We start from the raw sequence: 17,706 nt of genomic DNA, 5'->3' as shown, positions 1-17,706 counted from the left end.
CGCCTACAACTCACGCCAGATGATCTCCACCGATTCCCGCCCTGCGTGGAACCGCCACGTCTTGCCGTTCTGGTCGGTCCATCTCGCGGCGTAAACCTTCGCCGGTTTCACGATGACCTTCTCGACCAGCCGCGTGGTCGCTTCGTGCCGCCACCGCGCCCCCTTGGTCTCCCACGCCTTACGCAGCTCCCCGGGCGTGGAGCCGATATCGGCCAGCGCCGCCAGCGCTTGCACGCTGCGCAGCGAATCCTGTTCGGCCCGAAGAGATTTCAACGCAAACTTGAGTCCGGCAATGGTGCGGTCGATCACCCGCAAATCATCGGGATCCCCGGCACCGGAAAGGATCTCGGTGCGGTGGTCGGTCTCGGCGTCCAGATTCCCGGCCGTGGTCTCGATCCGCTGCTGAAGCTGCGCGATCCGCGCTGCGTTGTCGTTGCCCCGATCCAAACGCGCCAGGATCTCTGGGTTCTCGTACTCGGCGATCACTGCCTGCGCCACGAACATCTCCAACGCGCCCGCATCCCGGAACACCCGCCCGCACCCGCACGGCCTCTTCGCCGAATCCTTGGCCCGGCACACGTACCGGCGCTGGAGGATCATGCCGTTCTTGCGTCGACGCTCGAGCAGCGAACCGACCATCCAGCCCTCACACTCCCGACCCGCCTTCTCACTGCCCTCCGGCCAGGTGCCGCCACACTGGACAAGCCCAGTCAGCCAGTACTCACCGTTGCGTTGCCGGGGACGGTCGGGGTCCTTGGCCCGGCTGCGCGCGGTGATCGCCGCGCGCATGGCGTCGTGCTCGGCGCGGGTGAACACCGCAGGCCACTGCGCGCGATGCCGGGTACCGGTGCGCGCATGCAATCGGATGCCGTTGCCGTCGGGGTTATTCAGGCACTCGCAGCGCTGCCCGTTCGCGTCGGTGTGCTCTCCCAGGTCGTAGGCCACATACGCCTCCAGCAACAACAGGTGCGACAGCTTGCCCACCCGCCACAACCCGCCCTCGGAGGTGGTGATTCCCCGCGCGTTCCAATCGGCGATGATCGTGGTCTGCGACTCGCCGTTGATGATCCGGTCCCGGCCTTCGCCCAGCACAGTTACCTCCTCGGCCCGCAACGCGCACCGGTCCAGGATGTCGTCACCGGTAATCGGGTGTGTCCCAACGACTTTGCCGTACCCGAAGCGACGGGACCCGCCCTGCATCGCACCTTTCGCGGCTTCCTCGCTCATCCGATCCAAGAGGTTTTCGGTGTTCGTTTCGCGGTACTCGGCGGCTTCGGCAACCTTCACCATGAAATTCTTGCGCCCCGCCCCCGACGTGAGGTCGTATTCGGTGTCCTTCACGAACACGAACCGCACCCCCTCGTCACGTCCGAGCTTCATCAACTCGTTCCCCAGGTCGTAATCACGGGTCAACCGGGCCACATCACGGGCAAGCACGATCTTCGCCGGACCCGCCGCCACCATCGCCAGCACCTCCCGCAACCCGGGGCGATCCGAGTCCGCGCCGGACATATCGTTGTCGCACACGATCCGCGCCAACGGCAACCTCTTGCGGGCCGCGTGCGTCACCTGATTCTTGGCCTGAAGCTGCACACCCTCGGCGCGGTCCTTCTCATCCCGGGAGATCCGGACGTACCCGTACACCCAGTCGGCGGGGTCGATACCGGCCACTCCAATTGCCAAGGCCGCGTTGATCTCTGCCAGCCACGCCGGTTCCGTGCGGGTCATCATCTTGGTCATAAGACCAACCTACGGAAGGAATGTATAACTGACACCTCGCTGGCGTGAGTGTCGATCACTACGTCCGGCTGGAACAGGGCCGCACCCTGCACTTCTCGGAATCGGTCCTGGACGCGGTGGCCCGCGCCCTCCGTCTCGACGACGTCGAACGCGACCACCTGCACCGCCTGGCCCGCCCCTGGTCCGGCGTCGAACCCGCCGAACAACAGGTCCGCCCCGGCCTGCGCCTGCTGCTCGACAACGCCGAGGTACCGATGCTGGTGCTGGGACGCGGCATCCAGGTCCTGGCCTGGAATCCGTTGGCCGCGGCCCTGTTCACCGACTTCGGCGGCCTGCCCGCCGACCATCGCAACCTGGCCCGCCTGATCTTCCTCGACGAGGGCATGCGCGCCCTCTACGAGGACTGGCCGGCCAAATGCGCCGACGTGGTCGGCTATCTGCGACTGGAAGCCATCCGCCACCCGAACGATCCGGGCATCATCGCCCTGATCGACGAATTGCACACGGCCAGCGCAGAATTCCGGGCACTCTGGCAGAGCCACGGCCTGAAGGAGAAGACCCACGGCCGCTATGCCTACCTGCACCCCCTGGTGGGCCGTGTCGATCTGGGCTTCGAAACCCTGCGCCTCCCGGGTGATCCCGACCAGGCCCTGATAGCCCACACGGTCACCCCCGGCTCTCCCAGCGCCACGGCCCTGCAACTCCTGGCGAACCTGGCCGCGCACTCCCCCGCGCGGACCTGAACCGGTTCCCGCCCCGTCACTGTCAGACGCGCCGCCGCCTGCGCCACCCACCCCGCGACCGCCACTGACTGCGAGTGGGCACCCGGGCGCTCAACCCGGCCAAGTGCAGTGACATACCGATGAATCCGGCGATGACGAACCCCTCGATGGTGGTACCCGACGAGCCCCCACCGATGTTGAGCAGCAACGCGATGACGAACAGAACCGCAGCAATGATGGCAAACATGTTCGGGTCATACCCGCGATCGGCGGTGTGTACCGACTCGACCCCGGCCGCGGCGGAGACCGGCTCAGCGTTCCGGGTGCCGTGATCCGGGTGTGGGGTCACCGGAGGGACGAGTCATGGTGAGGGTCAGGTGGATCGGCTGATCGTCGACCGGGAGCCAGCGATTGCGCAGCCGGGCCGGGTGGGCGACCACGTCGCCGGGACCGAACCGATAGCGGCCGACACCGTCGAACTCGATGTCGAGGTGGCCGGTGACGAAATAGATGGCGACCTCGCCGTCGTTGTCGAGCTGCCACCACTCGGACGCGTACTGGCCGGGGGCGATGCGATATTCGCTGATGTCGAGCTGGGCGTCCGTGCCCAGGGTCATGAAGCGGCCGACGGCGGAGTCGGGGCGGTCGGCCACCGGGATCAGATCGCCTTCGTCGGCGCGCACGATCCGGACCACCGCCGCGTCGGACGGGGGCACCGGCAACAGTTCCCCCGGCGGCACCTCCAGGGCCTCGGCCAGCCGGTAGATGGTGAAGACCGACGGCGTGGAGGCGCCGCGCTCCAACTGCGACAGGAACGCCTGACTGATACCGGCTCTCGTGGCCAGCGCCCGAGTGGACAGACCGGCCTGCTCACGGAGGTTGCGCAGCAGGGCGCCGACAGACTTGGCTACTCGATCCTCTTCGAGGGACTCCATCGACACCGTCACCTGACCTTAACGAATGCTGACTGCTGACGTAACTCATTATCGCGATTCTGAGTGCCGCCAGCATTCACCCTGAATGCTCCAGAGCCTATCGGCTCAGACTATAGAGTCCAGTAGGAGTGTCATCTTGCAACCCCGAGACACCACGTCCCCGCGGCCCCTCGCCGTGGAGACCCGCGGGATCGACGTCATCCCGGCGGACGAGCGCCGCGGCTCACCCTTCCACCTGTCCGGTCTGTGGGGCGGCGCGGTCCTCAATCCGCTCACCGTCGTCTACGGCGTCATGCTGGTGACCTTCGGGCTCTCACCGTGGCAGTGCGTCCTGGCGATCCTGATCGGCAATCTCACCTGGATCCTCACCGGCCTGTGCAGCCTCACCGGCCCCGCCGCCGGCACCTCCACCTTCGTGATCAGCCGGAACATCATGGGCCGCTGGGGCAATCGCCCGCTGGCACTGCTGAACTGGCTGATGCAGGTCGGTTACGAGGTGCTCGATCTGGTCCTGATGGTGCTCGCGGTCACCGCACTGCTGGACCTGGCCGGCGTCCATCTCGGCCTGCCCGCGAAACTGCTGGTGACGCTGGTACTTTCGCTGGCGCAGAGCGCGCTCCCCCTGTTCGGTCACGCCGCCATCATGCGCACCGTCCGAATGCTGATCGGGCCGTTCGCCGCCGGATTCCTGGTACTGGCATACTTGACCGCCGACCGCGTCCACATCCACGACCTGCCGACCGCCGGCTGGTCCGCCTTCCTCGGCGGAATCGCGCTGGTGGCCAGTGGATCCGGCCTCGGCTGGACCCCCAACAGCGCCGATTTCTCCCGCTATCTGCCGGAACGGACCGGCCGGCGCGGAGTGGTCGCCGCCGTGGCGCTCGGCGCGGGACTACCCCAGATCGTGCTGATGCTGGTCGGAGTGGGCGTCGGCCTGGTGACACCCGCGGCGACCGACCCGGTCAGCGGCCTGCCCGGCGCCTTCCCGAGCTGGTTCACGGTCCCGTTCCTGCTCCTGCTGATCGTCCAGCTCGGTGCGCTCAACGGCATGAACCTGTACTCCTCCGGCCTGACACTGCAATCGGCGGGCGTCCCCCTGAACCGGATAGCGGCCGTCCTGCTGGATTCGGCGGTGTGCCTGGTCCTGGCCGGAATCGTACTGTCCTCCAACAACTTCAACCAGGCGCTGAGCAACTTCCTGCTGTTCATGATCGTGTGGTTCGCCCCCTGGTCGGCGATCCTGATGGTGGACTACTTCCTTCGCCGCGGCCGGTACCCACGGGACGGCCTCGAACGCCCCATCCGCTGGAGCCGCGCGGGCGTCGCCGCCCAACTCCTGGGCTCGGCCGCCTCGGCACTGTTCCTGGTCACCACGATCTGGCAGGGCCCGATCGCGAAAGCCCTCGGTGGACTGGACTTCTCGGTCTTCGCCGGACTGCTCGTCGGCGGATTCACCTACTGGCTGTTCGCCCGATCCCGCTACCGCGTCCCCACCGCCGAGGTGACCACCGCCGATGCGGTAGGCGTTCCGGCATGACCCCACTGGACATCCCACTCATCGACATCGCGGTCTGGCGTAACGGAGACGCCGCGAGCCGCGCCGCCCTCGCCGGCCGCCTGGACAGCGCCCTGCGCAACTCCGGCTTCCTCCTCGTCGCCGGGCACGGCATCGACGCCGCGCTGCGAAACGACATCCGCACGGCGGCACGGAAATTCTTCACCCTCCCGCTCGCGACGAAGACCCGCTACGCCACCACCGTAGGCGGCCGCGGCTGGCTCGCGACCGGCGTCGAAGCCAACTCCTACTACGGCCAGGCCCCGGACGCCTCGAAACCCGACCTGAAGGAAAGCCTGACGATCGGCCGCGAACACCACACCGGCAACCCAGAACTCGACACCGCCTGGTTCGCGCCGAACGTCTGGCCGACGGAAGTCCCCGAACTACGCCCCCTGGTCGAGACCTACACCGCAGCCGTCCGCGCACTGTTCCTGGAGCTACTCGAAATGTGCGCCGTAGCACTGGAACTGCCGCCCGACCACTTCACCGCACTCGCCGCCGACGCCCCGGATTCCCTCAACATCAACCGCTACCCGCCGATCGGCGTCACCGGCCGCCCGGCGGCCGGCCAGTACCGGGTGGGCCCGCACACCGACTGGGGCACCCTCACCATCCTGGATCGTCAACCGGGCTACGGCGGACTCCAGGTCCAGGCCCCCGACGGCAGCTGGTCCGACGCCCCGTTCGTCCCCGACGCGTTCACCGTCAACATCGCCGACCTGCTGGCCCGCTGGACCGGCGACCGCTGGCGCTCCACCCGCCACCGAGTCCTCCCACCTCCCGAATCGGCCCCCGACGAGGACCTGATCTCCCTGATCGCCTTCTTCGAGATCGATATGGACATCCCCATCGAGCCTTTCGCACCCCCGATCGGCGGCGGCGCCCACTACCCACCGGTGACCGCCCACACCTACCTGACCGAACGAGCGAAAGCAGCCTCCGTTGCCTGACACCACCGAAACCCCGGTCCTGGCAGAAACATTCGCCTTCGCCGCCGCAATGCCGAAGGTGAGCCTGCACTGCCACCTGACCGGCACCCTGCAACCGGCCACGGTAGCCGCCCTGGCCGCCAAACACGGCGTCCGGATGCCCGACGGCCGCACCCCCGAAACCCTCTACGACCACGGCTCCTACGAGGACCTCCCGGAATTCCTGCGAGTCCTGGACCTGGTCGGCGCGGTCATGCTCGACCACAACGACTTCCACCGCGCCACCTACGAAACCCTCACGCTGGCAGCAGAACACAACGTGATCTACCGCGAAATGTTCATCAGCCCCCCGTCCCACCCGACCGTCCCCTACAAGACGATGATCGACGGCATCACCGCGGCCCTGCGCGACGCCGAAGCCGACCACGGCATCATCTGCCGCCTGATCTTCGCCATCAACCGCAACGACACCCCCGCCCGCGGCGTCGACCTGGTCCGCGAGGTGATTGCCCACCGCACCGACGACATCCTGGGCATCGGCCTCGACTACGAGGAGATCACCGGCCCCCCGCAACGCTTCGTGGAAGCCTTCGCCCTGGCCGAACAAGCCGGCCTGCACCGCACCGCCCATTCCGAATCCGGCCCCCCGGCCAACATCCTCACCCTCCTGGACCTGTTGCACTGCGAACGCATCGACCACGGCTACCACGTGGTCCGCGACCCCGCGATCACCCGCCGCTGCCGCGACGAAAACATCCCCTTCACCTGCACCCCCGTCAGCTCCGACATCGGCCGCTACTCCGGCTCCGGCGACGGCACCCACGAGGTGATCGCCGCCATGGTCGACGCCGGCCTCGCCGTCACCATCGACGGCGACGACCCCCCGATGTTCGGCACCGACCCCACCACCGACCTCACCGCGCTGGTCCGAGCCCTCGGCTACGGCCCGGACCAGCTGATGCGATTCACCGAGGCGGGCATCGAGGCTGCCTGGTTGGACGAGTCGGACAAGGCAGCGCTGCGCGCCCGGGTCTCCGAGGCAAAGGCCTGATGGCACTCATCGTCGAGGTGCGACGAACAGCACCTCACGCTCCAGCGCGAGTCGGGCGGGCATCCCCCAGACCGAAGTCTCCCGTACCGAGGACCCTGATTCCGTGCCGACCCTCCCGAACGACGAAGGCCCGGTCCTCCAGGACCGGGCCTTCTCGGTGGAGCTGCCGGGAATCGAACCCGGGTCCTCCGCCGCTTCTCCAGGGCTTCTCCGTGTGCAGTTCGCGCTGCCTCTGCTCGGATCTCCCGGTCTCGCGAACAAGCCGGGATGACGATCCCAGTCGCTGTTTGTTGTCCCGTCCGAACCCGCGACCGGCCCGGACGGTGAGCCCTCTAGCTGATGCCAGTGACCGGGCCGAGGGCGGGCCCGGGCTGACAGAGACGTCCTACTGCTTAGGCAGCGAGGGCGTACTCGCGCTGATGAGAATCGGCGCTTATAGGGTTACAGCGACGCTTACGGTGGTCTCCTGCCTGCACCGACACGCTTCCCCTGAATCGACGTACGCAGTCGAAACCGTTCAGCCCCGTCTGATGTTGCGATTCAGTTGCCACCCCGGAGGGTGGCGGTCCCGGCTGGTAGGCCGGGCTGCCCATATTAACATCTTTGTACGGTGGATCATTCCAAGGGTCAGCGCATACCCTTGATGCGGCGGCCGATCTCGCGGGTGACCTCGCGTTCGGCGGTGCGACGGGCCAGGTCCTGGCGCTTGTCGTAGTCCTGCTTACCCTTGGCGAGGGCCAGTTCGACCTTGACCTTGCCGTCGGAGAAGTACATGGACAGCGGGACCAGAGTCTGGCTGCTCTCCTTGGTCTTGCCGGTCAGCTTGTCGATCTCGCGGCGGTGCAGCAGGAGCTTGCGGGTGCGGCGCGGGGAGTGGTTGGTCCAGGTGCCGTGACCGTACTCCGGGATGTGCAGGCCGCGCAGCCACACCTCGCCGTCGTCGATGGTCGCGTAGGCGTCGACCAGCGACGCCTTGCCCTCCCGCAGGCTCTTCACCTCGGTACCGACCAGGGCCACCCCGGCCTCGAAGGTCTCCAGTATCGAGTAGTTGTGCCGCGCCTTGCGGTTGCTGGCGATGACCTTGCGCCCCTTCTCCTTCATGACCCCTTCTCGGTTGTGCCGGCTGCCGTGCCCACCCAGCTTACGGATTCGTAGCGGAGGGCCGAACGTGTGATCAACAATCACGGGCGGAGGTTTCTTCCCGGACCGATCGGAATCGGGGTGCCGGGCCGTCTGTACTCACATGAAACTCACCGTGCAGACGTTCCTGACCCTCGACGGCGTGATGCAGGCGCCCGGCGGACCCGAGGAGGATCCCAGCGGCGGCTTCACCCACGGCGGCTGGCAGGCCCCGTTCCGGGACCCGGCCGTCGGCGAGTTCGTCCTCGGCCTCAACCGCCACGCGAGCGCATTCCTGTTCGGCCGCCGCACCTTCGATATCTTCCGCGGCCACTGGCCCGACCGGACCGACCCGAACGACCCCCTCGCCACGGCGATCAACTCGCTGCCGAAGTACGTGGTATCCGACTCGCTGGGTGCGGCCACGTGGCGCGGCGAGTACCCGGACACCGCGCACCGCCTGACCGGCGACATCGTCGCGGCAGTGCGCGCGTTGAAGGACCGGCCCGGCGACGAACTCCAGATCTGGGGAAGCGGGCAGTTGCTGCGGACTCTGCTGCGCCACGAACTGGTCGACCGCTTCCGCCTGATGACGTTCCCGCTGATCCTCGGCTCCGGACGTCGACTGTTCGAGGACGGCATCCTCCCGGCGACGATGCGCCCGGTCGATCTCACGGTGACCGATCCGGGCATCGTCCTCGGCACCTACGAACCGGCCGGGCCGGTCGAGCACGGCCGGATGTGAACGGAAACCGCTGCCACACCGGAAAATACCGTGCGAATCTTGCGGGGCAATTATTTCGAGGCGAGTCGAATAATCGGAGAAACCATTCCAGCAGCCGAGTCGGATTGCGATCGGCGATCGGGGCCGGAAAACGATCACCCGAATTCGAACCGTTGTGATCGGTTACACCGAATCCCCTCCGGAACGCACTCTGCCGCGCCATACTTGCCGCGCGTTGCCCGGTACGGGCTGCGCGGGTGCGAGTCGCCGGGGTGCGGCCGTGCCGTTTCGATCATGGTTCAACGGGAGGGCGCCGTGACGGGTTCGAAAGGAAATCGGCAATGGATGGTCGGCGCTGTCTGCATACCGGTGGCGGTGGTGGCGGGCGGATGTTCGTCGGGCGGATCGCCCGCGGGGCCGACGGCGACGACATCGCACGCGGCGGCGCCGAGCAGTGCCGGGCCGAGTCTGCCGAGTACCACGGCGAGTTCGCCGGCGGTAGCCGCGCCCGCGGTCAAGCCGACCTCGGGGATCCTGGTGTACAGCGCGAACGGCAACAAGCGGATCTACGGTTACCTGGATCCCGGTTCGGGGCAGTATGCCGAGGCCGTGACGTTCACGATCCCGGCGGAGGCGAGTGCGGAGGGCACCGCGTCCGGGGACCTCGCCGCCTCGCCCGACCTCGCCAGGTTCGCCGTCACCGAGATGATCAACGGGCAGACGCAGGCGGGATGGATCGATACCGCGGGCCGGTTCACCGCGGTGACCCAGGCAGCGGCGCCGGGTCCGTTCGGAGGGAATCCGCCGTCGTATTCGGCCATCGGATTCGACGGCGCCGGAAACTTCTACTACAAAAAGAATTCGCAGGGCGCCATGTACACCGAGGTGGACGAAGTGGCGGCCGGCGCCACCGGCAATCCGCAACAGGTGACGACGACACCCCCGGGCGCGGCGGACCACGGGATCTCGCTGAATTCGGACGGCAGTCTGCTGTTCGGTTGCGAGAATATGAACGGAAGCTGGCTGGACGCCAATACCATGGTGACGGTCATCGCCCCCGGCACCCAAATTGCCAAGATCACGATCACCGAGCGGGAAAAGGCCGGCTGCCCGGTGGAGTCCACGAAGAACGACGTGACGCTGCTGCCTGCCACGAACACCGCATCGGTACACGATCCGGTGGGCAACAAGGACGGCTCCCGGATCGCATTCTTCTACGATGATCCCGATCGGGTCCAGCACAACTTCCCGACCGTGTACGTGGTCGGCACCGACGGCCACAGCCAGCCGACCATGGTGAATCTGTCCGAGACCGATGCGAAGAAACTGACCGGCGCCGCGATGCTCAGGTGGTCCTGAGCGGACGCCGGATCCGGCCGAACCGGGCCGGACACCGAAACCGGACATCGCAAACCGGCCCCCGATGTTACGCCCCGAAAGTTCCTGTCCCCGCAATTTCCGTCGTGAAATCCCTTGTAGCCGTTCATAACCTGAGTCGGCGGGTGCGAAACGCCGCCCGTTGATCGGTGTTCGGGAACGCTCGGAGAAAATCATGACGGACAAGGCTCGGGACGGGCGTCGGCGGCTGTGCGCAGCGCTGTTGGGGATCATCATCGCGGCCGGGGGGACGGCGGCCGCGCGGGCCGAACCGGGGGGGTTCGGCGATCGTGGGTGTCGAGACCGTCGACGCTCGGCACGAGACGGTGACCGTGCATTCGGCGGCGATGGACGCCGATATCCCGGTGCAGATCCAGCGGGCCGCGGACGAGAGTGTGCCGCGGCCGGTGCTGTACCTGCTGCTGGGTTCCGCGGGTGGTATCGACGGGTCCACCTGGGCCACGAAAACCGATGCCATGCAGTTTCTTTCGGACAAGAACGTCGAGGTGGCGACGCCGATCGGCGGGATGTTCAGCTACTACACCGATTGGGAGCGCGACGATCCGCGGCTGGGCCGCAACAGGTGGCGGACCTTCCTGACCGAGGAGTTGCCGCCGCTGCTCGACGCGCATCTGAAGTCCAACGGCCGCAACGCGATCGCCGGATACTCGATGTCGGGCACCAGCACGCTGGCGCTGGCGGCCACCACGCCGGGGTTGTATCAGGCGGTGGCCGCCTACAGCGGGTGCGCGCAGACCAGCGATCCGGTGGGGCACGAATTCGTGCGGCTCACCGTGGAGGACTGGGGGCTGGCCGATGTGGAGAACATGTGGGGGCCGCCGGACGATCCGAACTGGGTGCGCAACGATCCGTACGTCCAGGCGGAAGGGTTGCGCGGCAAGGCGATCTACATCTCCAACGGCAGCGGGCTGCCCGGGAAGTACGACGTGTACGGCGGCCGGTACTCGTTGCAGGGGCCGTGGTTGTTCGCCAATCAGATCGTGCTGGGCGGCGCCATCGAGGCCGCGACCGACTACTGCTCGCACAATATGCAGACCCGGCTCAACAGCCTGAACATCCCGGCCACCTACCACTTCTATCCCACGGGCACCCATTCGTGGGGCTACTGGCAGGACGATCTGGAGGATTCGTGGCCGGTGCTGGCCGGTGGGCTCGAGGTGCAGCCGTGAGGCGGGTGATATCGAATTTTCTTGCCGCACAATGGGTCGTGGCGTTGATCGCGCTGATGTGGATGGCGCCCGCCGGAGCGGAACCGGTGCCGCCCGGCGCCGACGACTTCTCCTGCCGCCCGGCGGCGGCGCATCCGGATCCGGTGGTGCTCGTGCACGGCTCGGGAACCGATGCGCAGCGCAGCTTTTCGATACTGGCGCCGGCGCTGCGCGGCGACGGCTTCTGCGTGTTCACCGCGAATCTGGGCCGCGCGCAGTTGCCGGGCGCCGCGGTGAGCGGTTCGGATGCCGTGCGGGGCTGGCCGGGGCTGGGCCCGATCGGGGCGGCGCTGGCGGGGCGCACGGTGTACGGGGTCGCGGATATCGCCGGCACCGCCGTCGAACTCGCGGGGTTCGTGGACACCGTCCGCTCCGCGACCGGCGCGGATCGTGTCGCGCTGGTGGGACATTCGACCGGCGGCACGGTGATCCGCCAGTATCTGCTGGCCCATCCGGATGCGGCCCGCACGGTGGTCACCCTCGGCACCCCGTACCGCGGCTCCACCTACGCCGGATTACCCGACGACTATCCGGATCTGGCCCAGCTCGGCATGGACGGCCCGCACATCGCCGCCCAGATCTTCGGTGCCGCGGGTGTCCAGCAGACGGCCGGATCGCCGTGGCTGGCCCGGCTCAACGCGGCCGGGGAAGCGCGGCCGGGGGTGCGCTTCACCGCCATCGCCAGCCGGACCGACGAGGTCATCACCCCACCCGACACAGCCCTGCTCACCGCGCCCGGTCCCGGCGACCGCGACATCTGGGTGCAGGACGGTTGCCCGTTCCACCCGGTCGACCACAACGGCCTGCTTGCCGATCCGCATGCGGCGGCCCTGGTCGCGGCGGCCCTGGCCGGTGACGCCGCGGAGCCGCCCTGCTGACCGCAGACGTCAGCCCGGATGGACCACCAGATAGAGCACGAAGACCGCGATCCAGAGCAGGATCAGGGTGATGGTGGACACGCGCGGGTGACCGAGCGCGCGCCGGGCCGGGCGCAGCAGACCGACGTCGACCACCCCGTTGTGCCTGCCACTACCACCGCCGCGACCTCGCAGTTCCGGCCCGTCCGGACCACCGGGATCCGAGGAGATATTGGCGCTGTCGTCGCCGTGGTGCTGGTGGTGATCCATAGCCGCACGCTATCCCATCACGTCCGGTTCGTGTGGTGAGATGCCCGGTCGTACCCGAAGCCCCGCGCTGCCGGACCTTTCCAGGCACCGGTGCCCGGTGCTTGCCGCCCTACTGCGACAAATGATACCGGCGCTGCGGGTTTCGGGTGGTCCGTCGAAATCAGTAGCCCTCGTCGGGCGGCGGCTCGAAATCCCAGTCGGGTGGGGGTTCGTGCCCCCAGTCGGGGGCCGGGGCCTCCGACACGGGCGTCCGGCCGGAGGCGCGAGCGGGCCGGGACGGCGCGGATTCCGTGGTGCGCGAACCCCGACCGGCCGCCGGGCGCGTACCGCGGCCCGCGGCCGATGCGGCGACCGACCCGGCGTCGCGATCGGCGGAACCGGGAGCCCCCGAAACAGCCTCTCCCGCAACGACTTCCAGCACTCCCTCACCGTATTTGGCGCGCTTGTTCTCGCCGATACCGCTGATGGCGGCGAGATCGGCCAGGCCGGCGGGCTTCCGAGCGGCGATCTCCCGCAGCGTCGCATCGTGGAAGACGACGTAGGCGGGCACGCCCTGCTCCTTCGCCACCCCGGCGCGCCAGGCCCGCAACCGCTCGAACAGGTCCGCGTCGCCGGGTGCGAGGTCGGCGGCCGCGAGACGGGGGGTCTTGGCGCGCGGGGCCTTCGCGGCCTTGGACCGTTCCGGTTCGCGGCGCAACATCACCTTGCGGCCGGAGAACAGCACCTCGTCGCTGGCCTCGGTGAGGACCAGCACCCCGTACTCACCGTGCACGGCCAGCAGCCGCTGCGCGAGCAACTGCCGGATCGCGCCGCGCCACTCCACATCGCGCAGGTCGGCGCCGATACCGAACACCTTCAGCTCGTTGTGGTTGTGCTGCACGACCTTCGGGTTGGACTTGCCGAGCAGGATGTCGACGATGTGGCCCGCGCCGAAACTCTGGCTGCGCTCACGCTTGAGCCGCAGCACCGTCGACAGCACCTTCTGCGCGGCGACCGTGCCGTCCCAGGACTCCGGCGGGTTCAGGCAGGTGTCGCAGTTGCCGCACGGCTCGCCGCGCTGCCCGAAGTAGGCCAGCAGCTGGGTGCGGCGGCACTCCACCGTCTCGCAGAGCGCCAGCATGGCGTCGAGGTGCAGTTGCAACTGCCGGCGATGGGCGGCGTCGCCGTCGGAGGAGTCGATGAGTTTGCGCTGCTGCACCACATCGGCGAGGCCGTAGACCATCCACGCGGTGGACGGCTGACCGTCGCGGCCCGCGCGCCCGGTCTCCTGGTAGTAACCCTCCACCGATTTGGGCAGGTCGAGATGGGCGACGAAGCGCACATCGGGTTTGTCGATACCCATGCCGAACGCGATGGTGGCGACCACGACCAGGCCGTCCTCACGCAGGAACCGGGACTGGTTGGCCGCGCGCACCCGCGCGTCGAGCCCGGCGTGATAGGGCACCGCCTCCACACCGTTGCGGGTGAGGAATTCGGCCGTCTTCTCCACCGAGTTGCGCGACAGGCAGTACACGATGCCCGCCTCGCCGGCGTACTCGCCGGTGATGAAGGCCAGCAGCTGCTGTTCGGGGCGGTTCTTCGGCTCGATCCGGTACTGGATGTTGGGCCGGTCGAATCCGGCGACGAAATGCCGGGCCCGGGTCAGGTCGAGCCGTTCGGCGATCTCGGCGGCGGTCTTCTGGGTGGCGGTGGCGGTCAGCGCGATGCGCGGCACGTCCGGCCAGCGCTCGTGCAGCACCGACAGCGCCAGATAGTGGGGCCGGAAGTCGTGGCCCCACTGCGAGACACAGTGCGCCTCGTCGATGGCGAACACCGACACCTTGCCCCGGTCCAGCAGGTTCAGCGTGGATTCCACCCCCAGCCGCTCGGGGGCCAGATACAGCAGGTCCAGCTCACCGGCGAGGAACTGCGCCTCGACGGTCCGGCGCTCGTCCGGGAACTGGGTGGAATTGAGGAAGCCCGCGCGCACCCCCAGCGCGGTGAGCGCGTCGACCTGGTCCTGCATGAGCGCGATCAGCGGGGAGATGACCACGCCGACCCCCGGCCGCACCAGCGCCGGGATCTGATAGCACAGCGATTTACCGCCGCCGGTGGGCATCAACACCAGTGCGTCACCGCCGGAGATCACCTGCTCGACGATCTCCCGCTGCAAGCCCCGGAAGCTGTCGTATCCGAAGACCCGGCGCAGAACCTCGTGCGCGGCATCGGAATTCGCGGTAGAACCCGACATTTCGGAACTGGTGGCGGACAGCGAACCGGATGTCGTCTCAGACGTCTCCGCGAAATTCACCCCGCCCATCCTACGGACCCTGACCCGACACGCCAGCCCGCCGCCGGATGGTCCGCACAGCCGCACACTTTCCCTGCGAACCGGCCCGGACCGCCTCAGTCACGCACGTAGTAGCGGAGCGTGCCGTAGGCGGTGACGGCGGCGAAGACGATGCCACCGAACATGATCCAGCCGGAGACCACGCCGATGTCCGAATCGCTGAGCCGCGGCACGATGCCGTTGTCCGACAGCGCGCCGAGCGCCGGATTGATCACCAGCGGGCGGGCGACGAACAGGGCCACCACCGCCAGCACCGAACCCACCAGCGCCGCGAAGATCGCCTCCAGCAGGAACGGCAACTGCGTGTACCAGCGGGTGGCGCCGACCATGCGCATGATGGCGACCTCCTCCCGCCGGGTGAACGCCGCGATCTGCACCATGTTCGCGATCAGCAGCAACGCGGCCACCGCCTGCAATCCGGCCAGGCCGAACGCGGCGTTGCGCAGCCCGCCGAACAGGCCGACCAGCCGGTCGACGAAGTCCTGGTCGCTGTGCACGCTCAGCACCCCGGGCCGGGTCGAGTACTGCTGCATCAACTTCGGATACTGGCCCGGATCGGTCATCTTCACGCGGAACGACGCCGGGAACCTGGTGTCCTTGATCATCTGGACCATCTCCGGCTGGTCCTTGAAGGTGACCTCGGTCGCCTCCCGATGCGCGTCGGCACTGTTGGTGAACTGCACGCTCACCACGCCGGACTGCTGCTTCAGCTGCGACATCAGGTTCTTGCACAGATCCTGGGTGCAGTCGGTATCGGTCTGGGACACCTCGGGAGTGAGGAACATCCGGATCTCCAGCCGGCCCAGGAACATGCTCTCGGTCTTGGAGGTCATCTGCACCGCGAGCAGACCGCCGCCGAGCATCGCCAGCGAGACGGCGGTGGTGAGGATCATCGCCACCGTCATGGTGACGTTGCGGCGCAGGCCGATGAGGACCTCGCGAATGAGGAAGCCGATGCGCATTACCGGCCCACCCCGTACACGCCGGTCGCCTCGTCGCGGATGATCCGCCCGCGGTCGAGTTCGATCACCCGCCGCCGCATCATGTCCACGATGTGATTGTCGTGGGTGGCCATCAGCACCGTGGTTCCGGTGCGGTTGACACGTTCGAGCAGCGCCATGATGTCCTGACTGGTGTCGGGGTCGAGGTTGCCGGTGGGCTCGTCGGCCAGCAGCACCAGCGGCCGGTTCACGAACGCGCGGGCGATCGCCACCCGCTGCTGTTCGCCACCGGAGAGCTCACTCGGCAGCCGATCCGCCTTACCGGACAGCCCGACCAGGTCCAGGGCCTCCGGGACCGAACGACTGATGAACTTCCGCGACTTGCCGATCACTTCCAGCGCGAACGCCACGTTCTGCTCGACGGTCTTCTGTTGCAGCAGCCGGAAGTCCTGGAACACGCAGCCGATGCGCTGCCGAAGTTTCGGTACCTTGCGGCCGGGCAGCCGGTCGACCCGGAAATCTGCGACCAGCACCTCACCCGCGGTCGGCTTCACATCCTTGAGCAGGATCTGCATGAAGGTCGACTTACCCGACCCGGACGGGCCGATGATGAAGACGAACTCACCCTTGCCGATCTCGACCGAGACATTGTCCAACGCGGGACGTGTCGAGGTCTTGTACGACTTGGTGACGTTCCGCAGCGTGATCACGCAGAGAGTCTAGCCAGCATCCGCCCGGCAGCGCTCCCGTGACCTCCGCCGGATGTGATCTGTCGCATTCGCGTCAGCGGGCCGGAGTCGACGTCATCGTCGATTTCTGAAAGGTGTTCGCGATCGGGAACCCGGTGTGCTCGGGCGTAGCGGGCTTGACGAAGAGGTACACGATGAGGGTGGCGACCCAGACGCCACCCAGGATCGCCGTGGATTTACGGACTGCCGCGGATCCGCCGACGGTCGAACTCTTACGCACTTTCACTCAGACCTTCCCGGCGCAAGGCCGCGGCCACCCGGGCGCGCAGCTCACGTCCCACGTCGAATTGCTTGCCTGGCAATGTCCTGGCAACCATTCGGATGTTCATCTGATCGACGGTGAGTTCCTCGACGCCCATCACCGAGGGCTCGTCCAGCAGCAGCGACTTCAGCGGGCCGTCCTGATAGGCCCGCTCGCCGACCTCGTGCAGGATCTCGTTGATCCTGGTGATGTCCGCGGTGGCGGGCACGGGGATGTCGATGGCCGCGCGCGCCCAGTCCTTCGACAGGTTGGTGACCTTCACGATCTGCCCGTTGGGCACGGTGATCACCGAGCCGTCCACGTTGCGCAGCGTGGTGATCCGCAGATTGACGTCCTCGACGGTCCCCTCGGCCGGCTCCGACTGCCCGGTGACCGCGATGCTCACCACGTCACCGAACCCGTACTGCCGCTCGGTGATCAGGAAGAACCCGGCCAGCAGGTCCTGCACGATGCGCTGCGCGCCGAAACCGAGCGCGGCGCCGAGCACCGCGGCGGGCGCGACCAGCCCGCCCAGCTCGAAGCCCAGGCGCTTGAGCACCTCGAGCGCCACCAGGAAGTAGACGATCGTCAGCAGCACCCAGGTGATCACCTGTGCCAGCGCGTGCCGATGCTTCGCGGCCTCGGTGCGGACCAGCGAGTCACTGGACCGGAAGCCGTTGTCGATCCGCCGGGTGATGCGATCGCGGACGAAGGTGGCGAGCCGGGCGAACAGGATCGCTCCGATCACCAGCAGTACGATCTCCAGTCCGCTGGAACGCAGCCAGTTCACGAGGTCGGACCCGGTACCGGCGGCGAGGTAGTCGGTCATCGCCACATCCTTTCCGGCCGGAAGTCGATGACGCTGCGCCCGATCCGGCCGCCGAAACTCACGCCGAACACGCTACTACGGCCCGGCGGGGGCATTCCAACCATGA

The 17,706-nt window shown here is 67.7% G+C and carries 19 protein-coding genes and 1 other RNA gene; 8 read left to right on the top strand and 12 right to left on the bottom strand.

What is annotated here, in order from left to right:
• Nucleotides 1–3: 3 nt before the first annotated feature.
• Nucleotides 4–1,728 (bottom strand): recombinase family protein, encoded by a 1,725-nt coding sequence (locus LBW94_RS32050; protein ID WP_225059369.1) that lies wholly within the window; start codon nucleotides 1,726–1,728, stop codon nucleotides 4–6.
• Between the two features lie 56 nt (nucleotides 1,729–1,784).
• Between LBW94_RS32050 and LBW94_RS32045 the strand changes: the two genes are divergently transcribed.
• Nucleotides 1,785–2,483: a helix-turn-helix transcriptional regulator gene (locus LBW94_RS32045; RefSeq protein ID WP_225059356.1), complete on the top strand. Its 699-nt coding sequence runs from the start codon at nucleotides 1,785–1,787 to the stop codon at nucleotides 2,481–2,483.
• A 22-nt stretch (nucleotides 2,484–2,505) separates the two neighbouring features.
• On the opposite strand, the gene LBW94_RS32040 is transcribed toward LBW94_RS32045, so the two are convergent.
• Nucleotides 2,506–2,709 (bottom strand): hypothetical protein, encoded by a 204-nt coding sequence (locus tag LBW94_RS32040; RefSeq protein ID WP_225059355.1) that lies wholly within the window; start codon nucleotides 2,707–2,709, stop codon nucleotides 2,506–2,508.
• Between the two features lie 64 nt (nucleotides 2,710–2,773).
• On the bottom strand, nucleotides 2,774–3,397 hold the full coding sequence (locus LBW94_RS32035; protein WP_225059354.1) for a helix-turn-helix domain-containing protein: 624 nt from the start codon (nucleotides 3,395–3,397) through the stop codon (nucleotides 2,774–2,776).
• A 136-nt stretch (nucleotides 3,398–3,533) separates the two neighbouring features.
• On the opposite strand from LBW94_RS32035, the gene LBW94_RS32030 reads away from it, so the two are divergent.
• The 3 genes from LBW94_RS32030 to add are packed head-to-tail and all read left to right on the top strand — an operon-like array spanning nucleotide 3,534 to nucleotide 6,935.
• Nucleotides 3,534–4,934 (top strand): purine-cytosine permease family protein, encoded by a 1,401-nt coding sequence (locus LBW94_RS32030; protein ID WP_225059353.1) that lies wholly within the window; start codon nucleotides 3,534–3,536, stop codon nucleotides 4,932–4,934.
• Nucleotides 4,931–5,905 (top strand): isopenicillin N synthase family dioxygenase, encoded by a 975-nt coding sequence (locus LBW94_RS32025; RefSeq protein WP_225059352.1) that lies wholly within the window; start codon nucleotides 4,931–4,933, stop codon nucleotides 5,903–5,905. The genes LBW94_RS32030 and LBW94_RS32025 overlap by 4 nt, the downstream gene beginning before the upstream one ends.
• A complete protein-coding gene (gene add / locus LBW94_RS32020) occupies nucleotides 5,898–6,935 on the top strand; it encodes an adenosine deaminase (RefSeq protein WP_225059351.1) in 1,038 nt (345 codons plus the stop codon). The genes LBW94_RS32025 and add overlap by 8 nt, the downstream gene beginning before the upstream one ends.
• A gap of 155 nt (nucleotides 6,936–7,090) precedes the next feature.
• Here add and ssrA read toward each other — a convergent pair.
• Nucleotides 7,091–7,460, bottom strand: a transfer-messenger RNA (tmRNA) gene (ssrA, locus tag LBW94_RS32015).
• A 102-nt stretch (nucleotides 7,461–7,562) separates the two neighbouring features.
• Nucleotides 7,563–8,036 (bottom strand): SsrA-binding protein SmpB, encoded by a 474-nt coding sequence (smpB, locus tag LBW94_RS32010; RefSeq protein WP_225059350.1) that lies wholly within the window; start codon nucleotides 8,034–8,036, stop codon nucleotides 7,563–7,565.
• A 142-nt stretch (nucleotides 8,037–8,178) separates the two neighbouring features.
• Here smpB and LBW94_RS32005 point away from each other — a divergent pair, with 142 nt between their 5' ends.
• Complete coding sequence (locus LBW94_RS32005) at nucleotides 8,179–8,799, top strand: dihydrofolate reductase family protein (RefSeq protein ID WP_225059349.1); 621 nt, start codon at nucleotides 8,179–8,181, stop codon at nucleotides 8,797–8,799.
• A 278-nt stretch (nucleotides 8,800–9,077) separates the two neighbouring features.
• Here LBW94_RS32005 and LBW94_RS32000 read toward each other — a convergent pair whose 3' ends face one another.
• Nucleotides 9,078–9,335 (bottom strand): hypothetical protein, encoded by a 258-nt coding sequence (locus tag LBW94_RS32000; RefSeq protein WP_225059348.1) that lies wholly within the window; start codon nucleotides 9,333–9,335, stop codon nucleotides 9,078–9,080.
• Here LBW94_RS32000 and LBW94_RS31995 point away from each other — a divergent pair.
• From LBW94_RS31995 to LBW94_RS31985, 3 genes are all read left to right on the top strand, one after another.
• Nucleotides 9,316–10,137, top strand: coding sequence for a hypothetical protein (locus LBW94_RS31995; RefSeq protein ID WP_225059347.1), 822 nt, complete (start codon nucleotides 9,316–9,318; stop codon nucleotides 10,135–10,137). The genes LBW94_RS32000 and LBW94_RS31995 overlap by 20 nt on opposite strands.
• 308 nt (nucleotides 10,138–10,445) lie before the next feature.
• On the top strand, nucleotides 10,446–11,345 hold the full coding sequence (locus LBW94_RS31990) for an alpha/beta hydrolase family protein (RefSeq protein WP_323137971.1): 900 nt from the start codon (nucleotides 10,446–10,448) through the stop codon (nucleotides 11,343–11,345).
• Nucleotides 11,342–12,262 (top strand): esterase/lipase family protein, encoded by a 921-nt coding sequence (locus LBW94_RS31985; protein WP_225059346.1) that lies wholly within the window; start codon nucleotides 11,342–11,344, stop codon nucleotides 12,260–12,262. Before LBW94_RS31990 ends, LBW94_RS31985 begins: the two co-directional genes overlap by 4 nt.
• Nucleotides 12,263–12,271: 9 nt before the next feature.
• On the opposite strand, the gene LBW94_RS31980 is transcribed toward LBW94_RS31985, so the two are convergent.
• The 6 genes from LBW94_RS31980 to LBW94_RS31955 form a co-directional block, all read right to left on the bottom strand.
• A complete protein-coding gene (locus tag LBW94_RS31980) occupies nucleotides 12,272–12,511 on the bottom strand; it encodes a hypothetical protein (RefSeq protein WP_225059345.1) in 240 nt (79 codons plus the stop codon).
• Between the two features lie 160 nt (nucleotides 12,512–12,671).
• The gene (gene recQ, locus LBW94_RS31975; protein WP_225059344.1) at nucleotides 12,672–14,741 is read right to left on the bottom strand and encodes a DNA helicase RecQ; all 2,070 of its coding nucleotides are present in this window, start codon (nucleotides 14,739–14,741) and stop codon (nucleotides 12,672–12,674) included.
• 155 nt (nucleotides 14,742–14,896) lie between these two features.
• Entirely contained in the window at nucleotides 14,897–15,802 is a 906-nt protein-coding gene (gene ftsX, locus LBW94_RS31970; protein WP_225059343.1) for a permease-like cell division protein FtsX, read from the bottom strand.
• A complete protein-coding gene (gene ftsE, locus LBW94_RS31965) occupies nucleotides 15,802–16,491 on the bottom strand; it encodes a cell division ATP-binding protein FtsE (protein WP_225059342.1) in 690 nt (229 codons plus the stop codon). The genes ftsX and ftsE overlap by 1 nt, the downstream gene beginning before the upstream one ends.
• Nucleotides 16,492–16,564: 73 nt before the next feature.
• Nucleotides 16,565–16,750 (bottom strand): hypothetical protein, encoded by a 186-nt coding sequence (locus LBW94_RS31960; RefSeq protein ID WP_225059341.1) that lies wholly within the window; start codon nucleotides 16,748–16,750, stop codon nucleotides 16,565–16,567.
• Complete coding sequence (locus LBW94_RS31955; RefSeq protein ID WP_225059340.1) at nucleotides 16,743–17,600, bottom strand: mechanosensitive ion channel family protein; 858 nt, start codon at nucleotides 17,598–17,600, stop codon at nucleotides 16,743–16,745. Before LBW94_RS31955 ends, LBW94_RS31960 begins: the two co-directional genes overlap by 8 nt.
• Nucleotides 17,601–17,706 lie beyond the last annotated feature (106 nt).

The sequence above is a fragment of the Nocardia sp. alder85J genome (assembly GCF_020176955.2).
Lineage (GTDB): Bacteria > Actinomycetota > Actinomycetes > Mycobacteriales > Mycobacteriaceae > Nocardia.
Note: the sequence above shows the minus strand (reverse complement) of the source record. Positions and strands in the feature narration are given on the sequence as shown.